Origin of the sequence: Erythrobacter sp. (assembly GCA_019739335.1) — a bacterium.
In the GTDB taxonomy this organism is placed as follows: domain Bacteria; phylum Pseudomonadota; class Alphaproteobacteria; order Sphingomonadales; family Sphingomonadaceae; genus Alteraurantiacibacter.
Genome location: CP073261.1, coordinates 178,142 through 204,513 on the forward strand (window position 1 = coordinate 178,142; position 26,372 = coordinate 204,513).

The following is a 26,372-nucleotide window of genomic DNA, read 5'->3' on the forward strand; positions in this document are numbered from 1 at the left end:
TATGAGGATTGGCACGGTACTGCTCGCAACAGCGGGCCTTGCAGTTCTGGGCGCGGCGGGAGGAACCGGCTGGGCGCAGCAGAGCTCGCCTTCCTTTGCACAGCAGGTGGAGCAGGGGCGTAGCATCTACGCCGCCAATTGCGCTGTTTGCCACGGGGCAAACCTTTCCGGCGGGCAATTCGCGGGCACGCTGAAGGGGCCGGAGTTCCTCGGCCGCTGGGGCGATCTGCCTGCCAGTGAACTCGCCGATTACATCACCACTTCGATGCCACCGGGCGGCGGTGGAAGCCTGTCCGACGCCAGCTATGCCGCGCTGACCGCGCTGATCCTGTCCGAAAACGGCGGCGCGCCCGCCAGCCTTGCCGATGCGCGCTTCCCCGTCGTGGTACGCGGTCAGGGCGAAGAAGGCAGCGGGCTGGGCCTGCCGGGCATTTCCTCGCGCTACCCCTTCCCGCATCGTCCGCCACCGGCCAGTCCGTTGGACGACTTTACTCCAGTGACGCAGGCCGAACTGGTCGCCCCCGCGCCCGAGGACTGGCCCGCATGGCGGCGCAGCCATCTGGGGCAAGGGTTCTCCCCGCTCGATCAGGTGACGCTCGCCAATGTCGACGACTTGCAGATCGCCTGGGCGCAGGCACTGCCGCCGGGCGCGACGATGGCCGAGCCGCTGGTGCGCGACGGGGTGATGTACGTCCACGCCTATGGCGAGGAAGTGTTCGCCTTCGATGCCGCCACCGGTCGCCAGCTGTGGCGCTATCGGCGGCAGATGCCGGAAGGCACGCTCATGCAGGGCAAGAAGACGATTTCGCTGTGGGACGACATGGTGATCATGGCGACGAGCGACCTGCACATGGTGGCGCTCGATGCGCGGACAGGACGCCCAGTGTGGGACGTGGCGATTCCGCTGGAGGGTCGCGAGGGCTTCCGCTCCAATGGTGGGCCACTGGTGGCGGACGGGGTGGCCATGATCGGCCTCGCCACGCAGGGGGACGAGGGCAGCATTATCGCGGCCTTCGATGCCGCAAGCGGTGCGCATCTGTGGAGCTTCAACACGGTCGCCCATGCGGACGAGCTGGGCGGCAATACCTGGAACGGCCTGCCCGACAACGAGCGGCGCGGCGGTTCGGTCTGGACCAGCGGCAGCTACGATCCGGTGACCGGCCTCGCGCTCTGGGGCGTGGCGCAGACCTACGACACCGGCCCGGTGCGCGATGCGCTTCCGGGCGAGAACAATGACGGGCTGTTCACCAATTCTACCCTCGCCTTCCGCCCGCGCACCGGCGAGCTGGCGTGGTATTACCAGCACATGGCGAACGACCAGTACGATCTCGACTGGGTGTTCGAGCGGGTGATCGGCGAAGTCGAGGTGGACGGCGCGCCGCGCCGGGTGGTCATCACTGGCGGCAAGGAAGGGCTGTTCGACACGCTCGATGCCGCCACCGGCGAATATCTCGCCACCGCCGACATGGGCTTCCAGACCTTCATCACCTCCATCGACCCGGAAACCGGCCGCAAGACTCCCGATCCCGCGCTGCTGCCGGGGCGCGATCGGGGATCCGTCTTCATGTGCCCGCACGCAGGCGGTGGGCGCAACTGGAGCCCTTCCGCTTTCAGCGAGGCGAGCGGACTGCTGTTCATCAACGCCCGCGATACCTGCATGGAACTGCGCCCGGTACCCGAAGGCGGGTTCCTCTCCAGCGGGGTAGATATCTACTATTCCGCCCGGCCCGACAGCGACGGCAATTTCGGCATTCTCCAGGGCATCGACATGGAGAGCGGCGAAGTGCGCTGGGAACACCGCCGCCGCGCGCCCTACAACGCAGGTGTGCTGGCAACGGCGGGCGGACTGCTGTTCAGCGGCGGGATGGACCGCGAACTGCTCGCCTACGATTCTGCGAGCGGCGAACAGGTCTGGCGTTCGGGCCTCGCCGGTGTCCCCAACGCGGCGCCGATCACCTATGCGGTGGACGGGCGGCAATATGTCGCGGTGGTGACAGGCATGGGCAATCCGCTTGCTTTCGGCCTGCCCGGGTTCACCCCCGAACTGCCGGTTCCCGAAGTGAACAGCGCGGCGGTCTATGTGTTTGCGCTGCCCGATGAATGAAAAAGGGCCGCTCCGGTGGGAGCGGCCCTCTTCATGATCCAGCGCGAAAAGCAAGACTCAGTAATAGATCCCCAGCGTAAAGCCGATCGCGCGGCCGCAGAAGACGATCCCGATCCACAGCACCAGCGAGGCGATGGCGGCGGTTTTCGCCCCCCTCGGCAGCACCGGTGTGGTGTCCCAGCTGTCCACATTCTTCCACGTCACGAAATGAAAGTAGAGCATGTTGACACCCGCCAGCGCCAGCAGCCCCAGCTTGATCAGGAAGTAAGGGTTGATCATGTAGCTCGAAGCCTTGCTGACAAACAGCAGGCTGCCGGTGATTGCGGCGAGGATAAAGCCCGCCCAGGTCCACGGCAGGGTGTCCTTGCTGATCTGTGTGATCGGCATCTTGCCAGCCGCAACGCCGAGCATCCGCAGATCCATGACCGCGATCGTGCCGATTACTGTCACCAGCGCGATCACATGGATCGTCTCGATCGTCGGGAATGCCCACAGGCTCTCGGCAATCGAAATGCCCAGTGGGGAATACTGGATGGATTCCCAGATATTCGTCGGTTCAGGATAGTATGAAGCCATTTTTCCGTTCCCCTCAAACCGGCGCGTAAGCGATCCAGCGACCGCAAGCCATGATGACACACCACAGGATCAGGATGAGCCACGAGGTTGCCCGCGTGCCCGATCCAGCCTGCCAGCCGATGCCGCCTGCGAGCGCCTGCGTCCGCACCCTGCGCTGGAATGCGAGTGTGATCAGCAGCGTCACGACCAGCGCGATCATCTTCACCCAGAACACGCCGTTGATCATGTTGCGGACCGGTTCCGCCATCAGCATCAGGAAGCCGCTGAACACGATGACGACCAGCGACCACCATATCCACGGCACATAACGCGCTTCGACCACCGGCATCGCGATGCCCTTGGCACCCATGTTGTTGACCCGCAGCGTCAGCATCAGCGTGGCCCCGAAGCCTGCGCCAATCGCCAGGATGTGCAGCACCTGAACCAGCGGCACGCCCCAGAAATTCTCAACCATTACCCGGCTGATGCCGGTTTCCTCCATCCAGAAAGCGGCATCGAGGAGGAAAGTCGTCCTCAGCCACTCCGTCATGTTGAAAAAGAAATCACCCATGGACCTCTGCCCCTCGATTCTGTCGTTCCCGGAAAGGCGAGATTGACCCTGTCCGAAACGCTTCTGCCTTGATCCAGCGCAATCCCGCTAGCGCGCAAATGTGTCCGCGCCAAGCCCCTTGCATTGATTCTGTCCGGAAGAATGGAAATTTGGAACTGTTGAAAATACACCCTTTTTCGGATGAGTCCTGCGTGCAAACAGCGGAAAACAGGGCGTTTTAGGCCCCCCTGCCGTGACTATCTCGTATGGGTAACAAAGAACCCGGCAGTCGAGGCATTGTCAAAGCCGGATGGCACGTTTAGGACAGAATCAACAAAGCGGCATCGGGATCAGGTTCGATTCCCGCAGGCAGCGATTCGGGGAGAGTGGTTCGATGCGCATGGCACGGGGACTGGGACGGGCAAGCCTGCTGGCGTGCAGCAGTGCCCTGATCGGCTGTGCCACCGTGACTACGGTCGCACAGGAACAGCTTGCTGCCACACAACCGGACGGCGACTGGCGCACCATCCACCGCGATCTCGCCGCCACCCGCTACTCCCCGCTCGACGAGGTCAATCGCGCCAATGTCGGCGCGCTGCAACAAGCGTGGACCTATCCCTATCGCGGCTTCAACAATGCCGTGCCGGTGGTCGTGGACGGCGTGATGTATTTCCCCGCCGCCAACCGCATCGTCGCCTTGGATGCGGCGACCGGCACCGAGGTCTGGGTGCATACCGAAGAGTTTCCCGGCGGCCCCGGTCCCTTCGGTCCTCCCGGTTTCGCCGGACGCGGGCTGGGCTACTGGCCCGGAAGCACCGCCCATGCGCCGCGCCTGCTGGTGATGGGACCAGGGCGGCTCTACGCCTTCGATGCGGCCACCGGTACTCCGGTGGCGAATTTCGGCGAGAACGGCTCGGTCGTTGTCGATCCGGGATACACCGGCACACCTACGATCACCGGCAATGTCGCGATCATCGGCGCGGCCAGCCTCGAAAATCCGCAAGGCCCGGCCGGAAATCCGCGCGCTTATGACGTGCTCACGGGCGAGCAGCTCTGGGAATTCGACACGACGCCCGATGCGGGTGAGCCGTTCAACGATACCTGGGGCGGCGGCGCGGAAGGGCGCGGCGGCACGAACATGTGGGGCTTTGCCGCCACCGTCGATGAAGCGAGTGGCACCGCCTACCTCCCCATCGCCGGGCCGGCGCACAATTATTACGGCGGCGATCGCCCCGGCACCAACCTGTTCGGCAATTCGGTGGTGGCTGTGGACGCGACCACAGGCGAATACCGCTGGCATTTCCAGACCGTCCACCACGACCTGTGGGATATCGACATGAGCCACGCCGGGCCGTTGCTCCCGATCACCACGCCCGATGGCGCGCGGCACAATGTGCTCGCCAACATCGGCAAGTCGAGCATGGTCTTCGTGCTCGACGCCGGCGACGGCGAGCCAGTCCACCCGGTGGAGGAACGCCGCGTTCCGCCCGGAGACGTGCCGGGCGAATACTATCACCCCACCCAGCCCTTCCCGGTTGTCACCCCGCCATTGAGCCGGGTGGAAATGACCTATCAGGACATCGTCACCGCAGAGGACACTACGGCAGCCCATTCGCAGGCCTGCTATGCCATGTGGGACCGTGCGGGCGGCTTCCTCAATCTGGGCCCTTACACCCCCTTCATGTTCCGCGCCGAAGGCCAGCCGCCGCGCTCCACCATCCAGCTTCCCGGCGGGATCGGCGGAGTGAACTGGGGCGGCCCGGCAGCGGACCCGACCACCGGCATGGTCTATGTCAACGCGCTCGATACCTCGCTGGTCGGCTGGGTCGAACGCGTCGAGGGCGACGAGCCCTACAGCTTCGACACCAGCGGTGAAGGCGCGCAGACTGAGTACGACCGCGCCAGCGTGGACGGCAAGGGGCCGTTCTTCACCTTTTCTGCACCGCTTTCGGGCGAATACGACGACAACGGACGCCCGGTCGGCACCGTTCTGCCGTGCTACAAGCCGCCGTGGGCGCGGCTGACCGCGGTGAATGCCAACACCGGCGAAGTGGCCTGGGCCGTGCCGCTCGGCATGTTCGACGAAGAAGCCCTGCCCGAAGGTCGCCGCCTGCTCGGCAATGCCGGTAGCGCCGGGCCGACCGTCACGGCGGGCGGGCTGGTATTCGTCGGCGCGACCAACGATCGCCGCTTCCGCGCCTTTGACGCCGCGACCGGGCAGCAGCTATGGGAAGCGCAATTGCAGGGCAATGCCAATGCCAACCCGTTCAGCTATCGCGGGAACGACGGCAGACAATACGTGGCCATCAATGCCGGCGGCATGATGGTGGCCTATGCACTTGAACAACAAGATTGATCTGAGGAGTGGTTATGCGGGGAATTACACGATTGGCGAGCGTCGCGGCGGCAGCACTGGCTTTGGCCACTGTCGGCAGCGCGCAGGTGCTGGCGCAGGACAGCGCAGCGATTGAACGCATTGGCGAACACCCGAACATCAACGGCGTGTGGCAGGTGATGAATTCGGCCAACTGGAATGTCGAACCGCACTCTGCGGCCAGCAATCCGCTGCCCGAAGCCGACCGGCTGCTCGGCGCGATCGGCGCCATGCCGGCAGGGCTCGGCGTGGTCGAAGGCGGAGCGATCCCCTACAACGACGCGGCGCAGGAACGACTGGCGCTCAATCGTGCCAATGTGATCAGCCACGATCCCGAAGCCGCCTGCTACCTGCCGGGGATTCCGCGCGCGACCTACATGCCGCACCCGTTCCAGATCGTTCAGGGCGATGGCGACGATATCCTGATGGTCTACGAATATGCCTCCGCCAACCGCGTCATCAACATGGAAGAGGTCGGCATCCCGCCGATCGATACATGGATGGGCACCAGCTACGGCCGGTGGGAAGGCGATACGCTGGTCGTCACAACCCTTGCCCAAGGGCCGGGCCTGGTGAAGCTGCCAGCGGGCGAAATGATGGAAGGCGTGACCTGGCTGGACCGGGCGGGCAACTACCTCACCAATGCCGCCACCGTGACCGAGCGCTTCACGCTTTCCGAAGGCGGCAACCACATGGACTATTCGGTGACGATCGAGGATCCCAACGTCTACACCGAAGCCTGGACCATGAACATGACGCTCTATCGCCTCGTCAATGACGATGCCCAGCTGCTCGAATTCAAGTGCGTGCCGTTTTCCGAGAACCTGCTCTACGGCGACTTAATCGCAGGGCAAGGTAGCGAGTGATAGACGGACAAAGTCAATTACGTTATAACTGACAGCAGAAGAACCCGAGGAGTAAGACCATGCAGATGAAGAAGCTCAGCGCTGCCGCAATCGGCGCCGTGCTCGCGGTTACCGGGGTGGGCGCATATGCGCACCACTCCTTCGCCACCGAGTTTGACCGTAACCGCCCCGTTCGCCTTGAAGGCACTGTGGTGATGTTCGAGTGGGTCAACCCCCACTCGTGGATCCACATCGATGCGCAGCGTAACGGCCGCACCGAACGCTGGCGCGTGGAAGGTGGCGCACCGTCCGCACTGCTGCGCCGGGGCTGGAACAGGAACTCGCTGCCCGCCGGGACCGAGATCATCGTCGAAGCCTTCCAGGCCCGCGATGGCGATACCCGCGCTTCAGCAGCGGAAATCCGCTTCCCCAACGGCCGCGAACTGTCGCTCGGCAACCCGACCACCGAAGCCGTCGCCGCCGCAGCACGCCGCGGCCAGAATTAAAAGCCAGGTTTCCGGTTCCTCCCGGAATGCACGACGGGGGCTCCGAAAGGGGCCCCCGTTTTGCTTTGGATGATTGATTTGGACGATTGACTTTGCCCGCCCACCTGCGCTTGTCTGGCAGCAAGAGGTGAGAGGAATTTCAATGACCCGTTCGTTCCGTGTCGTCGCGGTTGCCACGCTGTTGCTAGGCACCGCCCTGCCCTTTTCCGCTGTCGCTCAGGAGACGGGGGAGGCGCCAAGCTGCCGCCCGACCGGGCCCTTCGCGGAGATGGACTACCGCTCGGTCGAGCCGCTGGAAGATGGCCGCGTCACTTTCCGCCTTTGCGCTCCCGAAGCCGATAACGTCCGCGTCACCAGCAACGATCTCGATCCCGCAGTCCCCGCAGGCTTCGGCGGCGGTGAACGCGGGCTGGCGATGGTGCAGGACGCCAGCGGCCTTTGGAGTGCGACCACTGCCCTCCCCGTTGCGCCCGACACCTATCGCTTCAATTTCGAAGTCGATGGCCAGCGCGTGCCCGATCCGATGGCGACCACTTTCAGCCGTGAACGGACGGGGGTGAATTCCACGCTGGAAGTGCCGGGAGCCGAAGGGGCGTTCCAGACCTACGATCCGGCGGTCGACCACGGCGCGGTGACACGGATCGAATATTGGTCTGAGGCGCTGGGCGCAAAGCGCGAAGCCTACGTCTATACCCCGCCCGGCTACATGGCGGACACCGACCGCTATCCGGTGCTCTATCTCGTTCACGGCGCAGGCGATTCGGCGGACAGCTGGACCAGCGTCGGCCACGCCAACTACATCGCCGACAACCTGCTGGCAGCGGGCGCGATCGAGCCGATGATTATCGTCATGCCCTTCGGCCACACCCCTCCGCGCGCGCAGGCCGACATGCTGGTGAACGACGATTTCGGCAGCGACCTGATCGACGCGCTGATCCCCTTCGTGGATGCCAGTTTCCGTACCCTTGCCGATTCCGATCACCGGGCGATGGCGGGCTTGTCGATGGGCGGCGCGCACACGCTGAACTTTGGCGTGCCGCGCCCCGACCTGTTCGGCGAAGTCGGGGTGTTCTCGATGGGCCTGGGTTTCCGCTCACCCGCCGAGGTTGAGCAATATCGGGAGCGCCATGCCGATGGATTGCGCATGCGGGCAGAAGCAGCGGAGCCGGTCTATTACGCGATGGGGACCGACGATTTTCTTTACGGCAGCGCCGCCCCGACGCTTGACCTGCTGGAACAGCAGGGGATCGAGACGCATTACAACGAAAGCGAGGGCGGCCACACCTGGACCAACTGGCGCCGCTACCTGCACGACTTCCTGCCGCGCCTGTTCCGCTAAATGCGAGGAGGGGTTGCACCGTAACCGGATGAGGTGGGATGGAGGAAGCGAGGCGGGAGGGGAAGAGTTTTAGCCCCGCAATCCGGCTACGATGCCCTCCCTAGTTAGCGGATGGCATGGCCAGCGAAATATGGACTTTGGGGCAGTCAGCCCAAACGTTGGTTAAATCCCCGCTTCCACTGCCAGCCGGATCATGTCTGCGCTGCTCTTCGCGCCGAGCTTTTCCATCGCCAGTCCGCGATGCATCTTGATGGTTTTTTCGGACAGGCCCAACTCATAGGCAATCTGCTTGTTGCGCAGGCCCGCTGCGACCATCTGCAGCACTTCCAGCTGGCGGCGCGAGAGTTCCTTGATCTTTTCCGCCGCACGCGCGCGCCTCGTCATCATCGGGGTATCCGATGCGTCCCCAAGCTCCACCTGCGAACCGTGGAAATAGGCCAGCTCGCCTTCATCATCGAAGATCGGCGCAACCACCACGGCATTGCGGAAAGCGCTGCCGTCCTTCTTGTAATTGAGGATTTCGACCAACACCGACTTGCGTTCGCGCACCCCTTCACGGATCGCTTCGGTAAGCCACGGCTCCGTGCCCGGCCCGGCAAGAAAGCGGCAGTTGCGGCCAAGGATCTCGTTTTCCGAGTAACCGGTCAGATCGATGAATGCCTGGTTGCAGGCGACAAGCGGATTGTCCGGCAGGCGAGGGTTGCTCACCACCGAAGCGATCGGATTACTCGCGATCAGGTCCCGCGCTTCCGGGTCCGATGTGTAAACCTCGTCGTTTCCCACGGTTGTAATCTAGCGCTTGCACCCTGCAAAACAATGGGAGAAGCTGCAAAAGCGCAGCAAAAGTCGCCTTTTGCCGCAGATTGTTTTCGAATGGGGGGCTCAATGTCACGAGCAGCAGCCGAAATTGCGGCGATAGAGAGAGAGCTTGAAGAAGTGTTCGGCGCGATGATACGCCATCCGGCGTTTCTCAAGAAATCGGGGAGCCTGCCAGACGATCCTGCCCACTTCACCGATCGCGCCGATATCTCGACATTGTTGCGCCGCATGGACCGGCTGGTTTCCCGAGTGGGAGGCAAGTTGGCGAGCTTCGATTGGCAGAACCAGATGGCCAAGCGGTATCCCCGTGAAGAGCGCTACCGGGCCCAGCAATCGGTCAAGGATCGCAGCGCTCCCTTCCGCCAGCTTTACCAGCGCGTGGTCGGAATGCTTGATGAATTGCTGAAATTGCAGGCCGACAATAACAGGGTTTCCTTTCTCGACGCGTTCGGGGCAGCGCACGAGAACGCGGGAGAGAATCTCAAAACCTTCCAGAAGTTTGACGAACTGGCCTCGCAGATGCAGGCAAAGGGTCTCACCGCTACGGTGCAGACCATCAGCAGCGCCGATCACCACATTGCCAAGTTCAATGCCCAGCAAACGGGAGCCTACAACATCCCGATCAACGTGGTGCTTGCCATGGCAGTCGTGATTGCGGCCGCTGTTCACTGGCGGCGGGGCACGATGTTCGGCTGACTTTTGCGCGGCTCAAGGCACCACGATCCGTGCCTCGCCGCCCGCCAGCTCGATCCGCATATCGGCGAAGCCGACTGCGTTGAGCGAATGGGATACCATCAGCACGATCCGCTTACCGATGTCCGCCCTCAGCCGCCCGATGATGCGACGCTCCAGTTCCGGGTCCATCGCCGAGGTCGCTTCGTCGAGCACCAGCAGGCTCGCGGGGCGGAGCAGCGCGCGGGCGAGGCAGAGTCTCTGGCGCTCCCCACCAGAAAGCCGCGCTCCGCCGTCCAGCAGTTCTTCATCCAGACCGAGCGGCAGCCCGCGAACGATGGCCGCCGCTTCGACCTGCTCCAGTGCCCGCCACACCGCCGCGTCGTCCGCACCGAGGTTGGGCCAGAGCAGGTTTTCGCGCACCGTCCCGTCGAACAGGAAGGGTTCCTGCGGGGCGAAGGAAATGTCGCTCTGCCACGCCCTGCGACTAACCGCATCAAGCACGAAGTCCCCGCGCGCCACGCTCCCGGCGGCAGGCAGATGCAGCCCCGCGATCAGTTCGACCAGCGAGGACTTGCCCGCCCCCGACGGCCCGCCGACATGCACCAGCGTGCCGGGGGCGATCCGCGCGAAGGCAAGGTGGACCAGCGACACCGTCTGCCCGTCATCGTTGATGGCATCCACCCGGCACCCCTCCAGCACCAGACTGGCATGGGCGGGCGGCGGTGCCTGCCGATGGCCGTGAACCGGCTCGACCAGCGCTTGCTGCGCTCCGCGCAATTGCGCCTCGGTCTCGCGGATCGCCTCGAAGGCGGGCAGCGCGTGGGCTATCGATTGCAAGCCGCCGAACGTGGCAATCAGGTTGGGCGACAGCCGCAATACGATCGCTGCCATCACCAGCAATTCGCCACCGCTCAGCCCGATTACGCCGTATCCTACCAACAGCACCGCCAGCGCTCCGATTGCGCCGACCAGTTGCACCGCATTGCGCAGTCGCCCCTGCTGGCGGACAAATGCCACAGCGAGTTCGCGGGTGGTGGCGATCCGCTCGCTGAACCGGGCGGTCAGCTCATCTTCCGCCCGCGCGGCCTTGGCTGCCTTCAGCCCGTCGAGGAAGCGCGTGGTTTCATGCATCACCCCGCGATTGGCAAAGTTGAGTTCGCGCCCCAGGCGGTGGCTGCGGCGGGTCCAGACCACCGCCGCCACCGCACCTATCGCGACCAGCCCCAGCAGCGCCAGCCCAAGCGTGGTGCTGACAAAGAACGCCGCGACGAGATAGGCCAGCGCCATCGCCAAGGTCACGATACCATTGGTCAGCGCGTTCATCGTGGCTGCCACGCGGCTGATGTTGTTGGTCATGGTGTTGAGCAATTGCGCCTTGCGGAACCGCTTGATCACCGGCCAGTCGGTATGCGCCAGAAGGGCGAAGAATTCGCGCCGCGTGTGATCGACAAAGCCGTGCGCAAGGCTGGTCATCAGTACGTCGCGCTTCAGCAAGACGACTGCGCGCAGGACGACCAGCAGCACGAAACCGGTGCCCATCACCGCCAGTTGCCCGGTAACGCCGGTAATGCCGATGGAAGTGAGCCAGCTTATCAGCTGCCCCGTCACTCCCGACCGCGCGCCTTCTCCTTCCGCGAACAGCGTTTCGGCAACCGGCAGCAGCAGCACCAGCCCCGCTCCTTCGAGCACCGCCGCGAGTGCGACCACAAGCAGCGTCGGCACCACCTGCGGCCCGGCATAGGCGAGGATCGCGCCCAGCAGGTCGCGCATTCCTGCCTGCACGCCGGGCGCTTGTTCAGTCGCCATTGCTGGTGGCCAGATCGGCAGGCCTGCTCTTGCGCAAGGCGAGATAGTCGGCGCGCTCGCTCGCCCCGGTCACGACCACATCGCCCGCAATCAGCCAGGCGTGGAACATGTAGCCGTCGGTCTCCCCCGGACGGCGCGACCCGATGACGACGCGGGTGGGAATGCCGCGCCGCCCCAGCACCCACCGCCCGGCCATCGCGCGCGGCAGGCAGACCGCGCGGAACAGGCGCGGGCGACTGGCGATCCGTTCGATCTTGCGACCGAGATCGGCGGCCTGCTTGCGCTTTTGCGGCGGGAGTTGCGGCAGGTCTTGCGGCGCGGGTTCGTCATCTAGCGGGCCGAGCATTGCCCGCCAGCGACCGAAGCGGACATATTTCACCAGAAACCGCGCGAAGCCCAGTGATAGCCATATTTCCAGCCACAGCAGGCGGTTCGATAGGGCGGGAGGCAGCTTCATGTTCCCCCGCCGCTTACCAGAGCGGGGAGGCGCGCGGCAATGGGGCATAGATTCCGAAAATCTCTCAGCACCCAGATCGCTCATGCTGAGCTTGTCGAAGCATAGCCACAAAGGTCAACCAACGCGGGACTGGCCTAGAGGCTGGCCTTAGACAGGCTCAGGCTGAGCGGGGCGTGAGAAATGAGCGGAGGATCGGGAAACAGTATCTAAATCCCTCAATCCTCCCACCAATAGGCCGCCCGCTGCGCATCCCCAGTCGCCACCTCGTTCAAAGTCGCCGCATCATAGGCCCGCCCGCCCAGCACCACCGTCTCGACCCGCTCGGTGTTGCGGATGTTCTCAAGCGGATTGCCCGCCAAAATCACCAGATCGGCGAGTTTCCCTGGCTCCAGCGAACCAATCTCGCTCGCCATCCCGAGCGAACGCGCGGGCGCAATCGTCGCTGCCTGCAAGGCCTGCAACTCGCTCATCCCGCCGCGCACGAAAGACCATATCTCCCAATGCGCGGCGATGCCCGCCTGCTGGCCGTGCGCACCGATGGAAACTTCCACCCCCCGCTCGGCCAGCCGCGCCGCTTCGCGCGCGACATCGTCGTCGATGAAATCGCCTTCCGGCGCAGTCGTGCGCCGCGCATTGTCGGCGCGCAGGATCGCGGGCGGAGTGTGCGCCATGAGCAGCGGCTGTTCGAACACGTTGGTCGCCTGCCGCCAGTAGGGATCGCCCGCCAGGCCGCCGTATCCCACCACCAGCGTCGGCGTGTAATTGGTGTCCGCCGCGCCCATGAATTGCAGCACGTCCTCATAGAGGTATTCGACCGGAATATTGTGCTCCAGCGTCGAATTGCCGTCCGCCACCAGGTTCAGGTCCATCCCGAACAGCGAGCCACCTTCGGCCACCACCAGCATGTTCTCGCGGCGCGCAGCTTCCACCACCATCTGTCGCTGGTCGCGGCGCGGCTGGTTGTAGTTCTTGACGCTCGGCGCCCCTTCGGCGCGCAGGCGGCGGACATGGTCGAGCGCGTCCTCGATCGTGTCGATCTGGGCATAGGCGTAAGGATTGCGCGCCCCGTAGACGATCCGCCCGGTGGAAAACATTCGCGGGGCGAGCAGCATCCCGGTACGCTGCATGTCCTCGGCCACGAAGAAGGCTGAATCGCTCGACGGATCGTGGATCGTGGTGCTGCCCAGCGCGAGCGCCTGGGTGAGGTTCCAGTTGACCTGCGGCACCACCCCGTCGGCATCGACCGAGCCGTGGGCATGGGCGTCGATCAGGCCGGGGATGATCGTGCGACCGGTCGCGTCGATGGTAGGCGTTCCCGCAGGAATGCTCACCGCGCCAGTCGGGCCGACGGCGGAAATCACATCGCCCTGGATCAGGATCGTGCCGTTCTCGATAATGCCGCCATTGTCGCCCGCCATCGTGATGATCCGCGCGCCGGTGATCGCCAGTGCGCCGGTGTGGCGGTCGGCCGGCACGGTGCGCAGCAGCGAGACGCCAGTTTCCGGCTGCCGGTAATCCGCCCGCTCCTCGCCCTCGGCCAGCGGGGCATTGGGGAACAGGTCGGCAGTTTCGGCAGTGTAGAGCGTCGGCCCGAGCGACCAGTGCAGCCGCTCCCCGCCGCTCGCCCAGTGCACGAAGTCCGCACCCGAATCCGAAACCTCGACCACCGGCAGCGCGCCTGCCGAACCCGATACGCTCACCGCCTGCCCGCCCGGCATCAGCGGCATGGCATAGGCATCGTAGTTCTCGGTGAAAGCAAAGTGCCGCCCGGTGGGGGAGACATGATAGCTCGTCACCAGTTCGCCGGTGGCGTGGGTGCGCGCCGCTTCGCCATTGAGATCGGTCGAAACGAGGGTTTGTGCACCATCGTCCGATCCGGTCATGAAAATGCGATCATTCGCTGCGCCGAAGTGCGGGCGCGCATGGTCGCGACTCACCAGCACCGGATCGCCACCGCTCGCGGAAATGCGGTAAACGCCGGGATTGGCGCTGTATTCGGGCGCGGTCAGGTATCCGCCTGCACCCATCTCGAACACGATCACGTTGCCATCGGGGGAGAAATGCGGGCGGGCATAGTGCCCCGGCTGGCTGGTGACCGCGCGGCCATTGCGGCCATCGGCACCCACGGTGCGAATTTCGCCGAGCCCGGCGTCGGTCCAGCGGACATAGACCACCTGCGAGCCGTTGCGCGACCAGCTCGGATAGAGCTCGCGCGCGTCACCGCTGTCAGAGGTCAGCCGCCGCATTGTGCCGCCACCAGCGGGCATGGTGTAGAGCCGCCCGAGGCTCTCGAACACCACGGTGCGCCCGTCGGGCGAAACTTCCGCGAAGCGTGGCATCGTCACCTGCACTTCGTCCACCGCCACAGGAATCTGCGGATGCGGCGCGGGCAGCACGCCGCGGGTATCGCTGATGCTGAAGGGAATTTCGGTAAGGTTCGAACCATCGACATTGATCCGGCGGATTTTGCCGCCCGCCCAGAACACGATCGAGCGGCTGTCGGGCGTCCAGTCCATGTTCGGATAGACCCCGGTCACCGCCCAGGTTTCCTGCACGTCGCGGTCGAGATCGTCGTAGATGCGCCGCTCGACACCGCTTTCGAGGTCGCGGACATAAAGCCCCGATTGCAGGTCCTCGCGGCGGACGAAGGCGATCATCGTGCCGTCGGGCGAAGGCTGCGGCCGTACCGCGCCCCCAAGGCCGGAGACAGCCGTGGTGATCTCGCCTGTCACCATGTCGTAGCGTTCGATATTGAACAGGTCCTGGTTGGAATCCTGCGCGTAGATGAAGGTGGCCCCCGGGGTGATGTTGCGGGTGTAATAGATGGCGCTGCCATCGGGAGCGTAGACCGGCTCGCCCAGTTCCTTCTGGTGCTGTTCGTTGGGCCGTTCGACCAGCGCCACGCCGTCACCGCCGGAAATGTGGTACATCCACACTTCCCCGGTGCCGAGGCTGCGGCCGGTGGTGAAGTGCTTCTTGGCGACGATGTACTGCCCGTCAGGCGACCAGCTCGGCTGGTTGAGCAGGCGGAAGGACTCGTCGGTCAGCTGGCGCTTGTCGCTGCCGTCGGCATTCATCAGCCAGATGTTGTCCCCGCCGCCGCGATCCGAAGTGAAGGCGATGCGGCTGCCATCGGGGGAGAAGCGTGGGTGGACTTCCCAGGCAAGCCCTTCGGCAATGCGGGTGGGCGTGCCGCCGGTGATCGGCATGGTGTAGATGTCGCCGAGCAGCGAAAAGGCGACGGTGCGCCCGTCGGGCGAGACGTCCACGTCCATCCAGGTGCCTTCGTTGACGCTGATCGGCACCTGCGTGATCGGCACGCCGGGAGGGGCGTTGACGTCCCATTCGTCGCTTCCCGCATCCGGGTCTGCATAGGCGATGGCAGGCGTTTCGGGCGTCTGGCCGGGAGCGGGATCGGCGGGCGGCGCGGTGCGGGTGTTCTCGTCCTCGGTGACTTCGGTCTCTTCGGGCGGCTGCGCCTGATCGGCGGGCGGCTGGACCTGCGCGGCGGCGGCGGTGGCAAAGGTAATGCCGGCAAGGAGGCTGGTGGCGGCGAAGAGCGAGAATTTGCGGAGCATCGGCAACCCGTTTCAGTTGAAATGAGTGCCCACCATAGGCCTCAAGCTTGGCTGTGCAATGCCTCGATCAGTGCTTTGCGGTGAGCCGGTTGGCGGCCAGCACTTCGAGCACGCGGGCCAGCGCCTGCCGCGCGGGTTCGCGCTCGTTCATCAGCGCATAGCTGCCCGTCAGCCACAGCGCGCAGTGCCCGTGGACCGTGGCGATCAGCGAGCGGACGAGCGGACGGACCTGCGCGGTATCGGCATCGGGGCCGAACCACGCGCCGACTTCACGATCAACGATCCCTGTCAGCGCTTCTCGCGCGGCGACATCCTGCGCCGGGATGTCCACGGCGCGGTCGATCCGGTGGTCGTAGATCGCCATCCACAGGTTGCGGTTGGCCTCGGCGAAGGCGAAGTAGGCCATGACCAGCGCTTCCAGCCGCGCGGTGCCCTCGCCTGCCACGCCCTCCAGCGCGCCTTCCAGCGCCGCCGCCCATTGCCCGAAAGTGCGGCTGTTAATCGCCAGCATATAGCCGTCGAGCGAGCCGAACACATTGTAGATCGTCCCTACCGAATAGCCCGCCCGCCGGGCCGCCTCGCGCGCGGAAAAGGCCGCAAAGCCGCGCTCGGCGAGCAAGGCATGCCCCTCGCCCACCAGCAGCTCGCGCAGTTCCTTTGCGGTATGATCGGATCGCCTGCCCATGACGGCGGGGGATAACACAGGAATTGAACGCTGTGCAATTTTTAATTGAACAGTGTTTATTTCTTTGCCATGCTACAGGACGAATCGGTTGGAGATCACCTTGTGCTGAGTTCTTTCACCATTGCCGGATGGGGTGCCTATCGCCCCAGGCGCGTCGTCACCTCGGCGGCGCTGGACGCGGTGCATGGGCATGATGCCGGGTGGACCGAAGGAAAGTTCGGCATCGCCAGCCGCCATGTGGCCGAGCCGGACGAGACCAGTTCGATGATGGGCGCGGCGGCAGCGCGCGCTGCGCTCGACAGGGCCGGATGGGCGGACGGCGAATTCGACGCCCTGATCGGCGGCTGCGGCGTGATGGAGCAGCCGATCCCTTCCACCGCCACGCTGGTGCAGGCGCGGCTGGGACTTGGCGCATCGGGCATTCCGGCCTTCGACGTCAACCAGACCTGCCTCTCGTTCATGGCCGCGCTCGACGTGGCAGCCATGGGAATCGCCTGCGGGCGCTGGCGGCGGGTACTGGTGTTTTCGAGCGACATAGCTTCGGCGGGGCTGGATACGAGCGACCCGAAGATCCGCTCGATCTTCGGCGACGGGGCGGCGGCAGTGGCATTGGAGGCTGGTGAAGCGTCTGGCCTGCTCGTCAGCCGGTTTGTGACCCACGGCGATCATCACGCTCTCGCCCAATTGCGCGCGGGCGGCACCAGGCTGCGGGTGGAGGAAGGCTACGAGGCGCTTGTGGCGGGGTCGCATTTCGAAATGGACGCGTTTGGCATCTTCAAGGCGGCAGCCAAGGCGCTGCCTGGCGTGATCGACGGGGCGCTGGCCGATGCGGGAATGGTGCGGGGCGATCTCGATTGCGTCATCTGCCATCAGGCGAGCGCGCCGGGGGTGGAGCATGTTCGCCGCCTGTTTGCATCGCATGAGGCGTTGGTGATCGATATTTTCGCTACCCACGGCAACCAGATAGCCGCCTCGATCCCCACTGCCCTCGCCCATGCACTCGACAGCGGCATGGCCAAGCGTGGGGACAGGGTGATGCTGCTCGGCACCGCAGCCGGGATCAGCGCGGGCGCGATGGTGTTGCAGCTGTGAGCGCCCAAAGCTCTCCGGAGCGCGTCCTCATCACCGGCGCGACCGGGGGCTTGGGCGGCGCGCTGGTGCGCGAGGCGTTGTCGCGCGGATGGCAGGTGCGCGGGACCGGGAGAGCGGCGTTTGATTGGTCGGGCGTGGAATATGTCCGCGCCGATCTGGCGACGAGCGACTGCGACCTTGCCGCTCTGGTGGGTGGTTGCGACACGGTGATCCACAATGCCGCGCTCTCCGCCAGTTGGGGCACGCGCGCGGAATTCCAGCGGATCAATGTCACCGCGACCCACCGCCTGCTGGAAGCCGCGCAACAGGCCGGAGTAAAGCGCTTCACTTTCGTCTCCTCCCCCTCGATCTTCGCCAGTTTCCGCGACCGGATCCAGATCGGCCCCGACGATGCTCCGGCCAATCCGCAACTAAACCACTACGCCCGCACCAAGCTGGAAGCCGAACGGCGCGTCCGCGCCGCCAACAGCGCGAGCATGGCCACCTGCGCCATCCGGCCGCGTGCGCTGGTTGGCGAAGGAGACCGGGTGATCGTCCCGCGCCTGATCGAACTCGCCCGCCGCCCGCGCGTGCCGCTGCCGCGCGGCGGGGTGGCGCTGCTCGAACCGACGGACTTGCGCGATGCCGCCTGGGCGGTGTGCGAAGCGGCGGGGCGGTGCGAGGCTATCGGCGGGCGCGCGCTCAACATTTCCGGCGGGCAGCCGATTGCGGCGCGGGATTTGGCGCAGGCAGTGGCCGATGCGCTGGGAACCGCACCGCATTTCGCCAACCTGCCAGCTGCTCCAGCACGAATCATCGCCACCGTGCTGGAAGGTATTGCGCGCATGACACGCGCCAAGAACGAACCCGTCCTCACCCGCTACACGCTGGCGGCAATGTCCAATTCGCAGACCTTCGATCTTGAACCCGCACAGCAATTACTCGGTTACGAGCCCCGCCACGATGCCATCGAAACCCTGCTCACCGAAGTGCGGAATCTGGCATGAGGCGCGTCGGATTCCGCTGGATCGCGCGCGGATCGTGCCGCCATCCGGAAGCGATGACGATCAGCGGCGGCAGCCTGTGCCCCGCCACCTTTCCGGCGCTGGTGGGGGTAATCGCGCATCCGGAGCGCGGCATTTTCCTGTTCGATACCGGCTACGATCCGGCCTTCCTCGCCGCCACCCGCCCGTTCCCCGAGCGGCTCTACCGCTGGACCACGCCGGTGCAGATCGGCCCGCAAGCCGAATGGCGGGCATGGCTGGCGGCACACGGCATTGCCGAGGGCGATCTCGCCGGAACCGTGGTCTCGCACTTCCACGGCGATCATGTCGCGGGGCTGCGCAATCTGGCGCACCTGCCCGTCTGGTGCGCCCGCGCGGGGCTGGAGGACCTCCGGCAGGCTGGCCGCTTTATGCGGGTGCGTAAGGGCTACCTCGCCCACTGCGTGCCCGATGCGCTGGACGCACGCTTCTTCGAGGACGCGCCCGAAGTGGCGCTTCCCTCAGCTTTTGCGCCTTTCACAGTGGGGCGTGACATTCTGGGCGATGGCAGCCTGATCGCGGTTCCCCTGCCCGGCCATTGCCCCGGGCATTGGGGGCTGGCGTTCCAGAGCGAAGAGGGGCGTGACGTGCTACTTGCCGCCGATGCCGTGTGGTTTGGCAAGTCGATCGAGGAGCGCCGCCCGCCACCCCGCATCACCACCGCGCTGCTCGGCGATACGCGCGGCTATCGCGCGACGCTGAACCTGCTCCACCGCGCCAGCCTGAACAACCGTGATCTCGCCATCCTCCCCTCGCATTGCGCCGCCAGCGCTGCTGCCTTCCGGGGCGAGAATGGGGGCTGAGCAAGTGCTTCGCGCCTGGTGGCGCACCCGCCGAGCGATGCGCCTGTCTCCCCCGCGGCTGGAGGAGCTGAGTGAGCGCAAATGGCGAGCGCTCCAGCCCGCGCTGCGAACCACCCCCGCACTGGCGGAACTTGCAGGCAAGCCGCTGGCGCAATTCCCGATCACCGACACGGCAGACCTGCGCGCGGATTACGGGCGCTGGAACAGCCTCGGCCTCTCGCACGGGCAATGCACGGCGCTGGCCGATGCGGCAGAGCGCGGCGAAGACACCGGCGAGATCACCGCAGGCTGGTCCACCGGCAGCGGAGGCGGCGCGCGCGGGCTGTTTCTCACCACTGCCGCAGAGCGCGCCGACTATATCGGCCAGAGCCTTGCCCGGCTGCTCCCGCCGAGCGCACTGCTGCGCCGCCAGCGGATTGCGCTGCACCTGCGCTCCAACAATGCGCTCTACACCGATGTGCGCGGGCGGCGGATCGGATTTGCTCACTTCCCGCTCGAAGCGCCGATTGCCGAAACGGCGGCGGCGCTGGCGCAATACGATCCAAGCATCCTGATCGCCCCGCCGTACCGGCTGATTGCGCTTGCGGAACAGGGCGTCCGATTCCCCTCCCTCACCCACCTGTTCTACGGTAGCGAGCCGACAAGCGAGGCGGAGCGCGGATTCGTGGCGGAACGCCTCGGCCTCATTCCGCAACCGATCTGGCAGGCGACCGAGGGTTTCCTGGGTGCCGCCTGCCGCGAAGGGCGGCTGCACCTCAGCGATCATGCGCTGGTGATCGAACTGGAGCCCGTGGCGGGAACGCAAGGCTTCCGCCCGATCGTGACCGACCTGCACCGCCGCAGCCAGCCAGTTGTTCGGCTGCGGGGCGATGATTTCCTCGAACTGGACGGACTAAGCCCCTGCCGCTGTGGATTTGTCGGGCGCACCATTCGCCCAATCGGCGGGCGTGTCGGCAATTTGTGGCGCTTCGATTCCTGCACCTTCATTCCCCGCCAGATCAACGAAGCGGTCGAAGCCGAACTGGGCGGCGCAATCCGCTGGCAGGCATTGGCCGACACGCGCAGTGCAGAGTTGCGAACCGCCCCCGCTTGCCCGCCGGACCTAGCCCAGCGCGCCGCCGCCGCGCTCGCCAGCCTGGTCCCCGTTCCGGTCCGGTCGTCTAGCGACCTCCCCGAATGGCCCGGCCCCAAGCGCCGCAAGGTAGTCTGGCGCAATGACTGAGCGCGTGCTCATCACTGGCGCCCGCGCCGCCGCCGCGCTCGATCTCGCGCGCGATTTCGCGGCGGCGGGCTACGAGGTGCATCTCGCCGATTGCACCCCGGCGCGGATGGCGCGCTGGTCGCGCGTGCCCAAGGCCACGCACCGCTATGCACCGCCCGCGCTCGATCCGGCGAGCTTCCGCAGGGATATTGCGCGGCTGGTGACGGAGCTTTCCCCCCGCCTCGTCATCCCGACCTGCGAGGAAGTGTTCCACCTGTCCGCGCCAGCCCTGGCGGACGCGCTGCAAGAGCGCCTGTTCGCTCCGCCGCTCGCCACATTGCGCCGCCTGCATGACAAGCACGCGTTCGCTCTCGCCTGCACCGAGTGGGGCCTGCCGGTGCCCGAGGGCCTGTTGCTGGAAAGCCGTGCGTATCTGGAGGGGCTGGCGGGGAACAGCAGCGAATGGGTGTTCAAGCCCCCTTTCAGCCGCTTCGGCGAGAGTGCGCTGGTCGGCCCTGCTGCGGCGGAACTGGCGCAGCTGGCACCCTCGCCTGTGTCGCCGCTCCTCGCACAGCGCCGGGTTCGCGGCGAGGAATGCTGCTTCCACGCCTTTGCCCGTGACGGAAAGCTGCTCGCCTTCGCCGCCTATACCTCCCGCTGGCGGCTGGGCGGCGGGGCGAGCTTCGCCTTTTCGCCTTTGGCCGAAGCGCAGACCGCCCCTCTGCGCGCCATCGCCGAGAGCCTTGCAGCCAGCGCGCACCTGACCGGTCAGTTCGCCTGCGATGCCATCATCGACGCCAGCGGCCAGCCGTGGCTGATCGAGTGCAATCCGCGCGGCACCAGCGGGGTGCATCTGCTGGTGGGGAATGGCGATCTTGCTCGCGCAATAGTTTCCGGGACGCCGATGCCAGAACAGCCCGCCCCAGCCCCGCGTCATCTCGCCCCGGCGATGGTGCTGTTCGGCCTGCCGCTGGCCTTGCGGCGCGGAGCTGTGGCAGAGTGGCGGGCGACCATGCGCCAATCCCGCGATGCCATTTCCCGGCCCGGAGACCGCCTGCCGCTGGCAGGCGCGCTGGTGGATGCTGCGGGTTTCGCGCTTAGCGGCCTGCGCCACGGTATCTCGACCACTTCGGCCACCACCCGCGATATTGCCTGGAACGGGGAGGAGCTGGCGTGAGCACGTTCCCCGATGCCGTGCGCAATGCCTGGCACATGGTGGCGCTGTCGCGCGACATCCGTGCGAGCAAGATAGCAAAAGCAATGTTTTGCGGCACACCCTTGGCACTGTTTCGCACAGCGGAAGGGGTGACGGCGCTGGTCGACCGCTGCCCGCACCGCAACTATCCGCTGTCCGGAGGGCGTGTGATCGAAGGCACGCTGGAGTGCGGATACCACGGCTGGCGCTTCGATGCGCATGGCCGCTGCGTTTCCGTCCCCGGCTGCGAACTGGCCGAAGGCGGCGACGCGCGGCTGAACGCACAATCAGTCCGCGCGGTTGAGCGGCACGGTGGAGTGTTCGTGACCCTTTCCGCCGAAGCGCCTGCTGAACCGCCCTTGCCTCCCGATTTCGGCAATCCCGAACTCGATCATTTCTGGTGGCAGCAGGGCACCTGGGCCGGGCGCGCCTTCGACGCGATCGAGAACGTGATGGACCCGTTCCACACCAACCACCTCCACCACGGCTTCATCCGCCGCCGCGACAAACGCCTGCCGGTCGATCTGGTAGTGACATGCCACGGCGACGGTATCGACATGGCGATCCACCAGACCCAACCCGATCTCGGCCTGATGTCCCGCTTTCTCGAACGCGACCGGGTCCGCAGCGTCTCGCGCTATTCCCCGCCGTGCACGGTGCAGGCACGCTGGGAAGGCTCGACAAAGCTGACCCTGTGCGTCACCGCCATTTTCACACCCGCCACCCAGTCCAGCTTCACCCCCTTCGCGCGCTTTTCGACACCAAAGGGCTTCGCCCCCGGCTGGCTGAAGCAGGCCGCGATCCGGCTTTTCCTGTGGCCGGTGGTGGCGCAGGATCGTGACGCTCTGGCCAAGCAGCACGGAGTGATGCAGCAGTTCGGGCACCCGCAATTCGTGTCCGGACCGGGCGACCTGCTCGGCCAGCGGTTGCATCAATTGTGGAAGGGCGAAAGGCTCCCGGAAGGGCAGGATGAGCCGGTACGGGCCTCGCTTTAGACCGGCAGCCCGACGTAGTTCTCGGCGATGCTGGTCTGGGCGGCGCGGCTGTTGGCGATGTAGTCGAGTTCGGCCACCTGCATCGCGCGCTCGAACGGGCCGTCTTCGGGGAAGCGGTGCATCAGCCGGGTGAGCGACCAGCTGAACCGCTCGGATTTCCACACCCGTGCCAGGGCCCGATCCGAATAGCCTGATATCGCATCGTTATCGTGTGCGCGGAAGAACCGTGTGAGCGCATCGGCGGCGTAGTGCACGTCGCTCGCGGCAAGGTTCAGCCCCTTGGCGCCGGTAGGGGGCACAATGTGCGCAGCATCGCCGCACAAGAGCAGCGAGCCGTGCCGCATCGGCGCAAACACATAGCTGCGCAGCGGCGCGATGCTCTTCTCGATGCTGGGGCCGCGAGTAATCCCTGCCGCCGCTTCGGGACCGAGCCGTGTCGCCAGTTCGTCCCACACCCGTTCGTCGCTCCACTGGTCCACGGTATCGGTCAGCGGAACGTCGACGTAATAACGGCTGCGACTTTCGCTGCGCATCGAGGCGAGCGCGAAACCGCGTTCGTGGTTGGCGTAGATCAGTTCATGGTTGCACGGCGGCACATCGGCGAGGATGCCGAGCCAGCCGAACGGATATTCGCGCAGGTATTCCTTGCCCACGCTGGTGGGAATCGCCTTGCGGCTGGGGCCGTGGAAGCCATCGCACCCGGCGATCAGGCGGCAGTCGATGCGGTGCTCGCTACCGTCCCTGGTGAAGGTGACAAAGGGTGCATCGCTCTCCACATCGTGCAGCGCCGCGCCTTCCGCCCCGTAGATCACTTCCAGCCCGCGATCTTCCGCTGCTTCCATCAGGTCGCGGGTCACTTCAGTCTGGCCGTAGACCACAACCTGCTGCCCGGTCAGTTCCTCGATATCGATGCGGATCAGCCGCTCGCCATCGGCGAGGTTGAACCCGCCGTGCGGCAGCCCCTCCGCTTTCAGCCGCGCATCCAAGCCCAGCCGCTCCATCAGCGAGACGGTCACGTTCTCCAGCACGCCCGCGCGAATCCGCCCGAGCACGTAATCGGGCGCCTGCCGCTCGATCACCACGCAGTCGATCCCCTCGGCGCGCAGCAGATGGCCGAGCAGCAGCCCCGCCGGGCCAGCGCCGATAATGCAGACCTGGGTTTTCATCGGGGTTTCCATCAGAACGGCGCCATCAGCCGGTGCGAGGCGGCACCGATCATCCCACCGACCACGTCTCCTCCGGCGCCGGCAAGCTGCGCTTCACCGATGGCGATGCTGCTTTCTACAATGTCGCGGCAACGCTCGAAGCGGCGCTCCTCATAGGCGGCAAGCGCGGCTTCGGCGTCGCTGGCGTTCTCCAGTTCCTCCACCAGCACCACCGCGCTTTCCACCGCCATCCCCGCGCCGGAAGCCAGATGCGGGGTGGTGGCGTGGACGGCGTCGCCGAGCAGCACCACGCGCCCTTCATGCCACGGGCGTGGCTGGATCTTCGCCGCCAGCGGGCGATAGTTCACCCAGTCTTCGCGCGTCATATTGTCGCGCACCCAGCCGGCATTGCCGCCGAAATCGGCCAGCCGCGCCTTCATTTCGTCATAGAGTTCATCGGCTTCGAAGTGCTTTTCGCGCCGCTCGTGCTTGCTCAGCAGCCAGAGATAGACCTGCTCCTCGCCGCAACGGGTGATGCCGACGGTATATTGCGGGTGGCCGAAGAACATTTCGCCCTTTTCGAGAGTCGGCGGCTTGGCCATAGACACGCGCCAGCAGCCCTGCCCCGTGCGTTCGGGCTCGCCCATGTGCGGGAAAGCCAGCTCGCGCACCCGGCTGTGAATGCTGTCCGCGCCGATCACGAGATCGTAGCGACTGCTGGAGCCGTCCGAGAAGGTGACATCCACGCCGCCCGCCATGTTATCCAGTTCGTCCACCGTGATCCCCAGCCGCACGTCGCAGCCCGCTGCCTGCACCCGCTGCTGCATCAGGTGGTGGAGTACCGGGCGCATGATCCCGCCGGTTGCCGGAAGTCCCTCTTCCAGCGGCGGTTCATCGAGATCGTGGAGGAACTTGCCGAAGAAAGTGAACACCGCCGATCCCGGCGTGATCGCTCCCTCGCGGGCGATATCCTCCACCATGCCGAGTCGCTTGTATGCGCGCAGCGTTGCCCCGGTGATGGTGATGCCAGCGCCGTAAACGCGCCAGTCGGGATCGAGATCGATCAGGTCCACCGCCACGCCGCGTTCGGCCAGCGCGATGGCCGCCGCCATGCCGCCGATCCCGCCGCCCACGATCAGAACCTTCGATACGCTCGAAATCATTGCCCCTGCCTCTTCAACACATGCTTCTCCATTGTCCGCATTAATCCGGCTTTATGACCGCACGCCGGCATCCGCCAAGCCTGCAATTTGGATGCCTCGATATCGATTTTGCGGACAGTTCACTGCGGTGGATGTCAGCCTATCGATTCAATCCGCAGGCCAACCGGCAGCGCGCAGGCTATTCGGAAGAATAATGATCGCCCGCCAGTTCCCAATGCTCGACCACCGGAGGCGCGACGAAGAACGGCGCCGCCAGTTCGCGCCAGCGGGTGAAGCCGGGGGACTCGCGAAAGGTCACCATATGCGCTTCGACCGAGTCCCAGCCGACGACCAGCCGATATTGCGCCGGGTCTTCGATCACCCGCTCCAGCCGCATCGACTGACAACCTTCCGCCGCCGCAAAGTGTTTGGCGGCGCTGGCCACAGCTGCCTCGAATTCGGCGGTGCGTGCAGGATCGATGGTGAGGTGGGCGACTTCGGTTATCATGCGTCGAGCATGTCGAGTTTGGGGATGGGATACAAGCGATGATAGTTCTGGTGACGGGGGCCGGGGGATTTGTCGGGCGGCATGTGGTGCGCAAGCTTCGCGCGGCGGGGCACTCCGTTACCGGACTGGATTCCTTCGCCGATGGCATTCCCAACGGTGCGCGACCGATAGTGGGCGATCTGGGTGACGCAGCGCTGCGATCCGAGGCGCTGGCGGGAGGATGCGATGCGCTGGTCCATCTCGCCACCGTCCCCGGAGGCGCGGCCGAGGCCGATCCCGCAGCCTCGCGGCGGATCAACGTGGACGCGATGTACGATCTTCTGGAGGAGCTCGCGCAAGTCAGTCCCGGCGCGCGGGTGGTCTATGCCAGTTCGATCGCTGTCTATGGCGATCCCCTCCCCCCCGAAGGCGTGGACGATGCCACGCCGCTTTCCCCGCGCATGACCTACGGCGGGCACAAGGCGATGATGGAAGTGGCCGTCGCCATGCTCTCGAATCGTGGCGTGATCGACGGAGTGAGCATACGCCTGCCCGGAATCCTCGCCCGCCCCAGAGGCGCATCGGGGATGAAATCGGCTTTCATGAGCGATCTGTTCCACGCCCTGCGCGCGGGCGAGCCGTTCACTTGCCCGGTTTCTCCCCAGGCGACGATCTGGGCCCAGTCGGTGGACTGCTGTGCGGACAATTTTATCCACGCGCTGGCGCTCGACTCGGCGCTGCTGCCGGCCACCCGCGCCGTCACCCTGCCCGCACGGCGGGTCGCCATGAAAGACCTCGCCGAAGAAGTGGCCCGCCAGTGCGGCACCCATGCCTCGCTGGTCGACTACCTGCCCGATCCGGCGCTCGAAGCGACATTCGGGACGCACCCCGGCCTCAAAACGCTCGCCGCGCATCGTGCGGGATTTGCGGATGACGGCAGCGTAGCTAGACTGGTGGAGAGCGCACTCAAGACGCTCGAATAACGATCGGGGAGAAT

Annotated in this window: 23 protein-coding genes; 13 read left to right on the forward strand and 10 right to left on the reverse strand. The window is 65.6% G+C overall.

The features are described 5' to 3' along the window. Position 1 precedes the first annotated feature (1 nt). On the forward strand, positions 2–2,104 hold the full coding sequence (locus JY451_00925) for a PQQ-binding-like beta-propeller repeat protein (GenBank protein ID QZH75228.1): 2,103 nt from the start codon (positions 2–4) through the stop codon (positions 2,102–2,104). A 57-nt stretch (positions 2,105–2,161) separates the two neighbouring features. Here the strand turns inward: JY451_00925 and JY451_00930 are convergent, their stop codons facing one another. Both JY451_00930 and JY451_00935 read right to left on the reverse strand, forming a co-directional pair. Then, the gene (locus JY451_00930) at positions 2,162–2,680 is read right to left on the reverse strand and encodes a hypothetical protein (GenBank protein QZH75229.1); all 519 of its coding nucleotides are present in this window, start codon (positions 2,678–2,680) and stop codon (positions 2,162–2,164) included. A 13-nt stretch (positions 2,681–2,693) separates the two neighbouring features. After that, positions 2,694–3,230 (reverse strand): hypothetical protein, encoded by a 537-nt coding sequence (locus JY451_00935; GenBank protein ID QZH75230.1) that lies wholly within the window; start codon positions 3,228–3,230, stop codon positions 2,694–2,696. 373 nt (positions 3,231–3,603) lie between these two features. Between JY451_00935 and JY451_00940 the strand changes: the two genes are divergently transcribed. The 4 genes from JY451_00940 to JY451_00955 all read left to right on the forward strand — a co-directional run bounded on the left by JY451_00940 (position 3,604) and on the right by JY451_00955 (position 8,273). Continuing rightward, complete coding sequence (locus JY451_00940) at positions 3,604–5,565, forward strand: PQQ-binding-like beta-propeller repeat protein (GenBank protein ID QZH75231.1); 1,962 nt, start codon at positions 3,604–3,606, stop codon at positions 5,563–5,565. A 14-nt stretch (positions 5,566–5,579) separates the two neighbouring features. Beyond that, on the forward strand, positions 5,580–6,449 hold the full coding sequence (locus tag JY451_00945) for a hypothetical protein (protein QZH75232.1): 870 nt from the start codon (positions 5,580–5,582) through the stop codon (positions 6,447–6,449). A gap of 59 nt (positions 6,450–6,508) precedes the next feature. Continuing rightward, positions 6,509–6,934 carry a hypothetical protein gene (locus JY451_00950; GenBank protein QZH75233.1) on the forward strand — a complete coding sequence of 142 codons (426 nt, stop codon included), beginning with the start codon at positions 6,509–6,511 and terminating at the stop codon, positions 6,932–6,934. 142 nt (positions 6,935–7,076) lie between these two features. Further along, positions 7,077–8,273: an esterase gene (locus tag JY451_00955; protein ID QZH75234.1), complete on the forward strand. Its 1,197-nt coding sequence runs from the start codon at positions 7,077–7,079 to the stop codon at positions 8,271–8,273. Between the two features lie 162 nt (positions 8,274–8,435). Here the strand turns inward: JY451_00955 and JY451_00960 are convergent, their stop codons facing one another. After that, positions 8,436–9,011: a PAS domain-containing protein gene (locus JY451_00960; protein ID QZH76483.1), complete on the reverse strand. Its 576-nt coding sequence runs from the start codon at positions 9,009–9,011 to the stop codon at positions 8,436–8,438. 78 nt (positions 9,012–9,089) lie between these two features. Here JY451_00960 and JY451_00965 point away from each other — a divergent pair, with 78 nt between their 5' ends. Beyond that, positions 9,090–9,788, forward strand: a complete 699-nt coding sequence (locus JY451_00965; protein ID QZH75235.1) for a hypothetical protein — start codon at positions 9,090–9,092, stop codon at positions 9,786–9,788. Positions 9,789–9,800: 12 nt separating this feature from the next. On the opposite strand, the gene JY451_00970 is transcribed toward JY451_00965, so the two are convergent. From JY451_00970 to JY451_00985, 4 genes are all read right to left on the reverse strand, one after another. Continuing rightward, the gene (locus JY451_00970) at positions 9,801–11,573 is read right to left on the reverse strand and encodes an ABC transporter ATP-binding protein (protein QZH75236.1); all 1,773 of its coding nucleotides are present in this window, start codon (positions 11,571–11,573) and stop codon (positions 9,801–9,803) included. Beyond that, positions 11,563–12,030 (reverse strand): lasso peptide biosynthesis B2 protein, encoded by a 468-nt coding sequence (locus JY451_00975; protein ID QZH75237.1) that lies wholly within the window; start codon positions 12,028–12,030, stop codon positions 11,563–11,565. The genes JY451_00970 and JY451_00975 overlap by 11 nt, the downstream gene beginning before the upstream one ends. A gap of 215 nt (positions 12,031–12,245) precedes the next feature. Next, on the reverse strand, positions 12,246–15,608 hold the full coding sequence (locus JY451_00980) for a PD40 domain-containing protein (protein QZH75238.1): 3,363 nt from the start codon (positions 15,606–15,608) through the stop codon (positions 12,246–12,248). Positions 15,609–15,675: 67 nt separating this feature from the next. Beyond that, a complete protein-coding gene (locus tag JY451_00985) occupies positions 15,676–16,293 on the reverse strand; it encodes a TetR/AcrR family transcriptional regulator (protein ID QZH75239.1) in 618 nt (205 codons plus the stop codon). 102 nt (positions 16,294–16,395) lie between these two features. Between JY451_00985 and JY451_00990 the strand changes: the two genes are divergently transcribed. The 6 genes from JY451_00990 to JY451_01015 are packed head-to-tail and all read left to right on the forward strand — an operon-like array spanning position 16,396 to position 22,601. Further along, positions 16,396–17,385, forward strand: coding sequence for a hypothetical protein (locus JY451_00990; GenBank protein ID QZH75240.1), 990 nt, complete (start codon positions 16,396–16,398; stop codon positions 17,383–17,385). Beyond that, on the forward strand, positions 17,382–18,371 hold the full coding sequence (locus tag JY451_00995) for an NAD-dependent epimerase/dehydratase family protein (protein QZH75241.1): 990 nt from the start codon (positions 17,382–17,384) through the stop codon (positions 18,369–18,371). The genes JY451_00990 and JY451_00995 overlap by 4 nt, the downstream gene beginning before the upstream one ends. Then, positions 18,368–19,210, forward strand: a complete 843-nt coding sequence (locus tag JY451_01000) for an MBL fold metallo-hydrolase (GenBank protein ID QZH75242.1) — start codon at positions 18,368–18,370, stop codon at positions 19,208–19,210. The genes JY451_00995 and JY451_01000 overlap by 4 nt, the downstream gene beginning before the upstream one ends. Next, complete coding sequence (locus JY451_01005) at positions 19,200–20,432, forward strand: hypothetical protein (protein ID QZH75243.1); 1,233 nt, start codon at positions 19,200–19,202, stop codon at positions 20,430–20,432. The genes JY451_01000 and JY451_01005 overlap by 11 nt, the downstream gene beginning before the upstream one ends. Further along, entirely contained in the window at positions 20,425–21,588 is a 1,164-nt protein-coding gene (locus JY451_01010) for a hypothetical protein (protein QZH75244.1), read from the forward strand. The genes JY451_01005 and JY451_01010 overlap by 8 nt, the downstream gene beginning before the upstream one ends. Next, positions 21,585–22,601, forward strand: coding sequence for a Rieske 2Fe-2S domain-containing protein (locus JY451_01015; GenBank protein ID QZH75245.1), 1,017 nt, complete (start codon positions 21,585–21,587; stop codon positions 22,599–22,601). The genes JY451_01010 and JY451_01015 overlap by 4 nt, the downstream gene beginning before the upstream one ends. Here JY451_01015 and pobA read toward each other — a convergent pair. The 3 genes from pobA to JY451_01030 all read right to left on the reverse strand — a co-directional run bounded on the left by pobA (position 22,598) and on the right by JY451_01030 (position 25,396). Next, the gene (pobA, locus tag JY451_01020) at positions 22,598–23,767 is read right to left on the reverse strand and encodes a 4-hydroxybenzoate 3-monooxygenase (protein QZH75246.1); all 1,170 of its coding nucleotides are present in this window, start codon (positions 23,765–23,767) and stop codon (positions 22,598–22,600) included. The two genes, JY451_01015 and pobA, sit on opposite strands and share 4 nt — an antisense overlap. Positions 23,768–23,778: 11 nt before the next feature. Beyond that, positions 23,779–24,909, reverse strand: coding sequence for an FAD-dependent monooxygenase (locus JY451_01025; protein QZH75247.1), 1,131 nt, complete (start codon positions 24,907–24,909; stop codon positions 23,779–23,781). A gap of 178 nt (positions 24,910–25,087) precedes the next feature. Beyond that, entirely contained in the window at positions 25,088–25,396 is a 309-nt protein-coding gene (locus tag JY451_01030; GenBank protein ID QZH75248.1) for an antibiotic biosynthesis monooxygenase, read from the reverse strand. Positions 25,397–25,434: 38 nt separating this feature from the next. Between JY451_01030 and JY451_01035 the strand changes: the two genes are divergently transcribed. Next, the gene (locus JY451_01035) at positions 25,435–26,358 is read left to right on the forward strand and encodes an NAD-dependent epimerase/dehydratase family protein (GenBank protein ID QZH75249.1); all 924 of its coding nucleotides are present in this window, start codon (positions 25,435–25,437) and stop codon (positions 26,356–26,358) included. Positions 26,359–26,372: the final 14 nt, after the last annotated feature.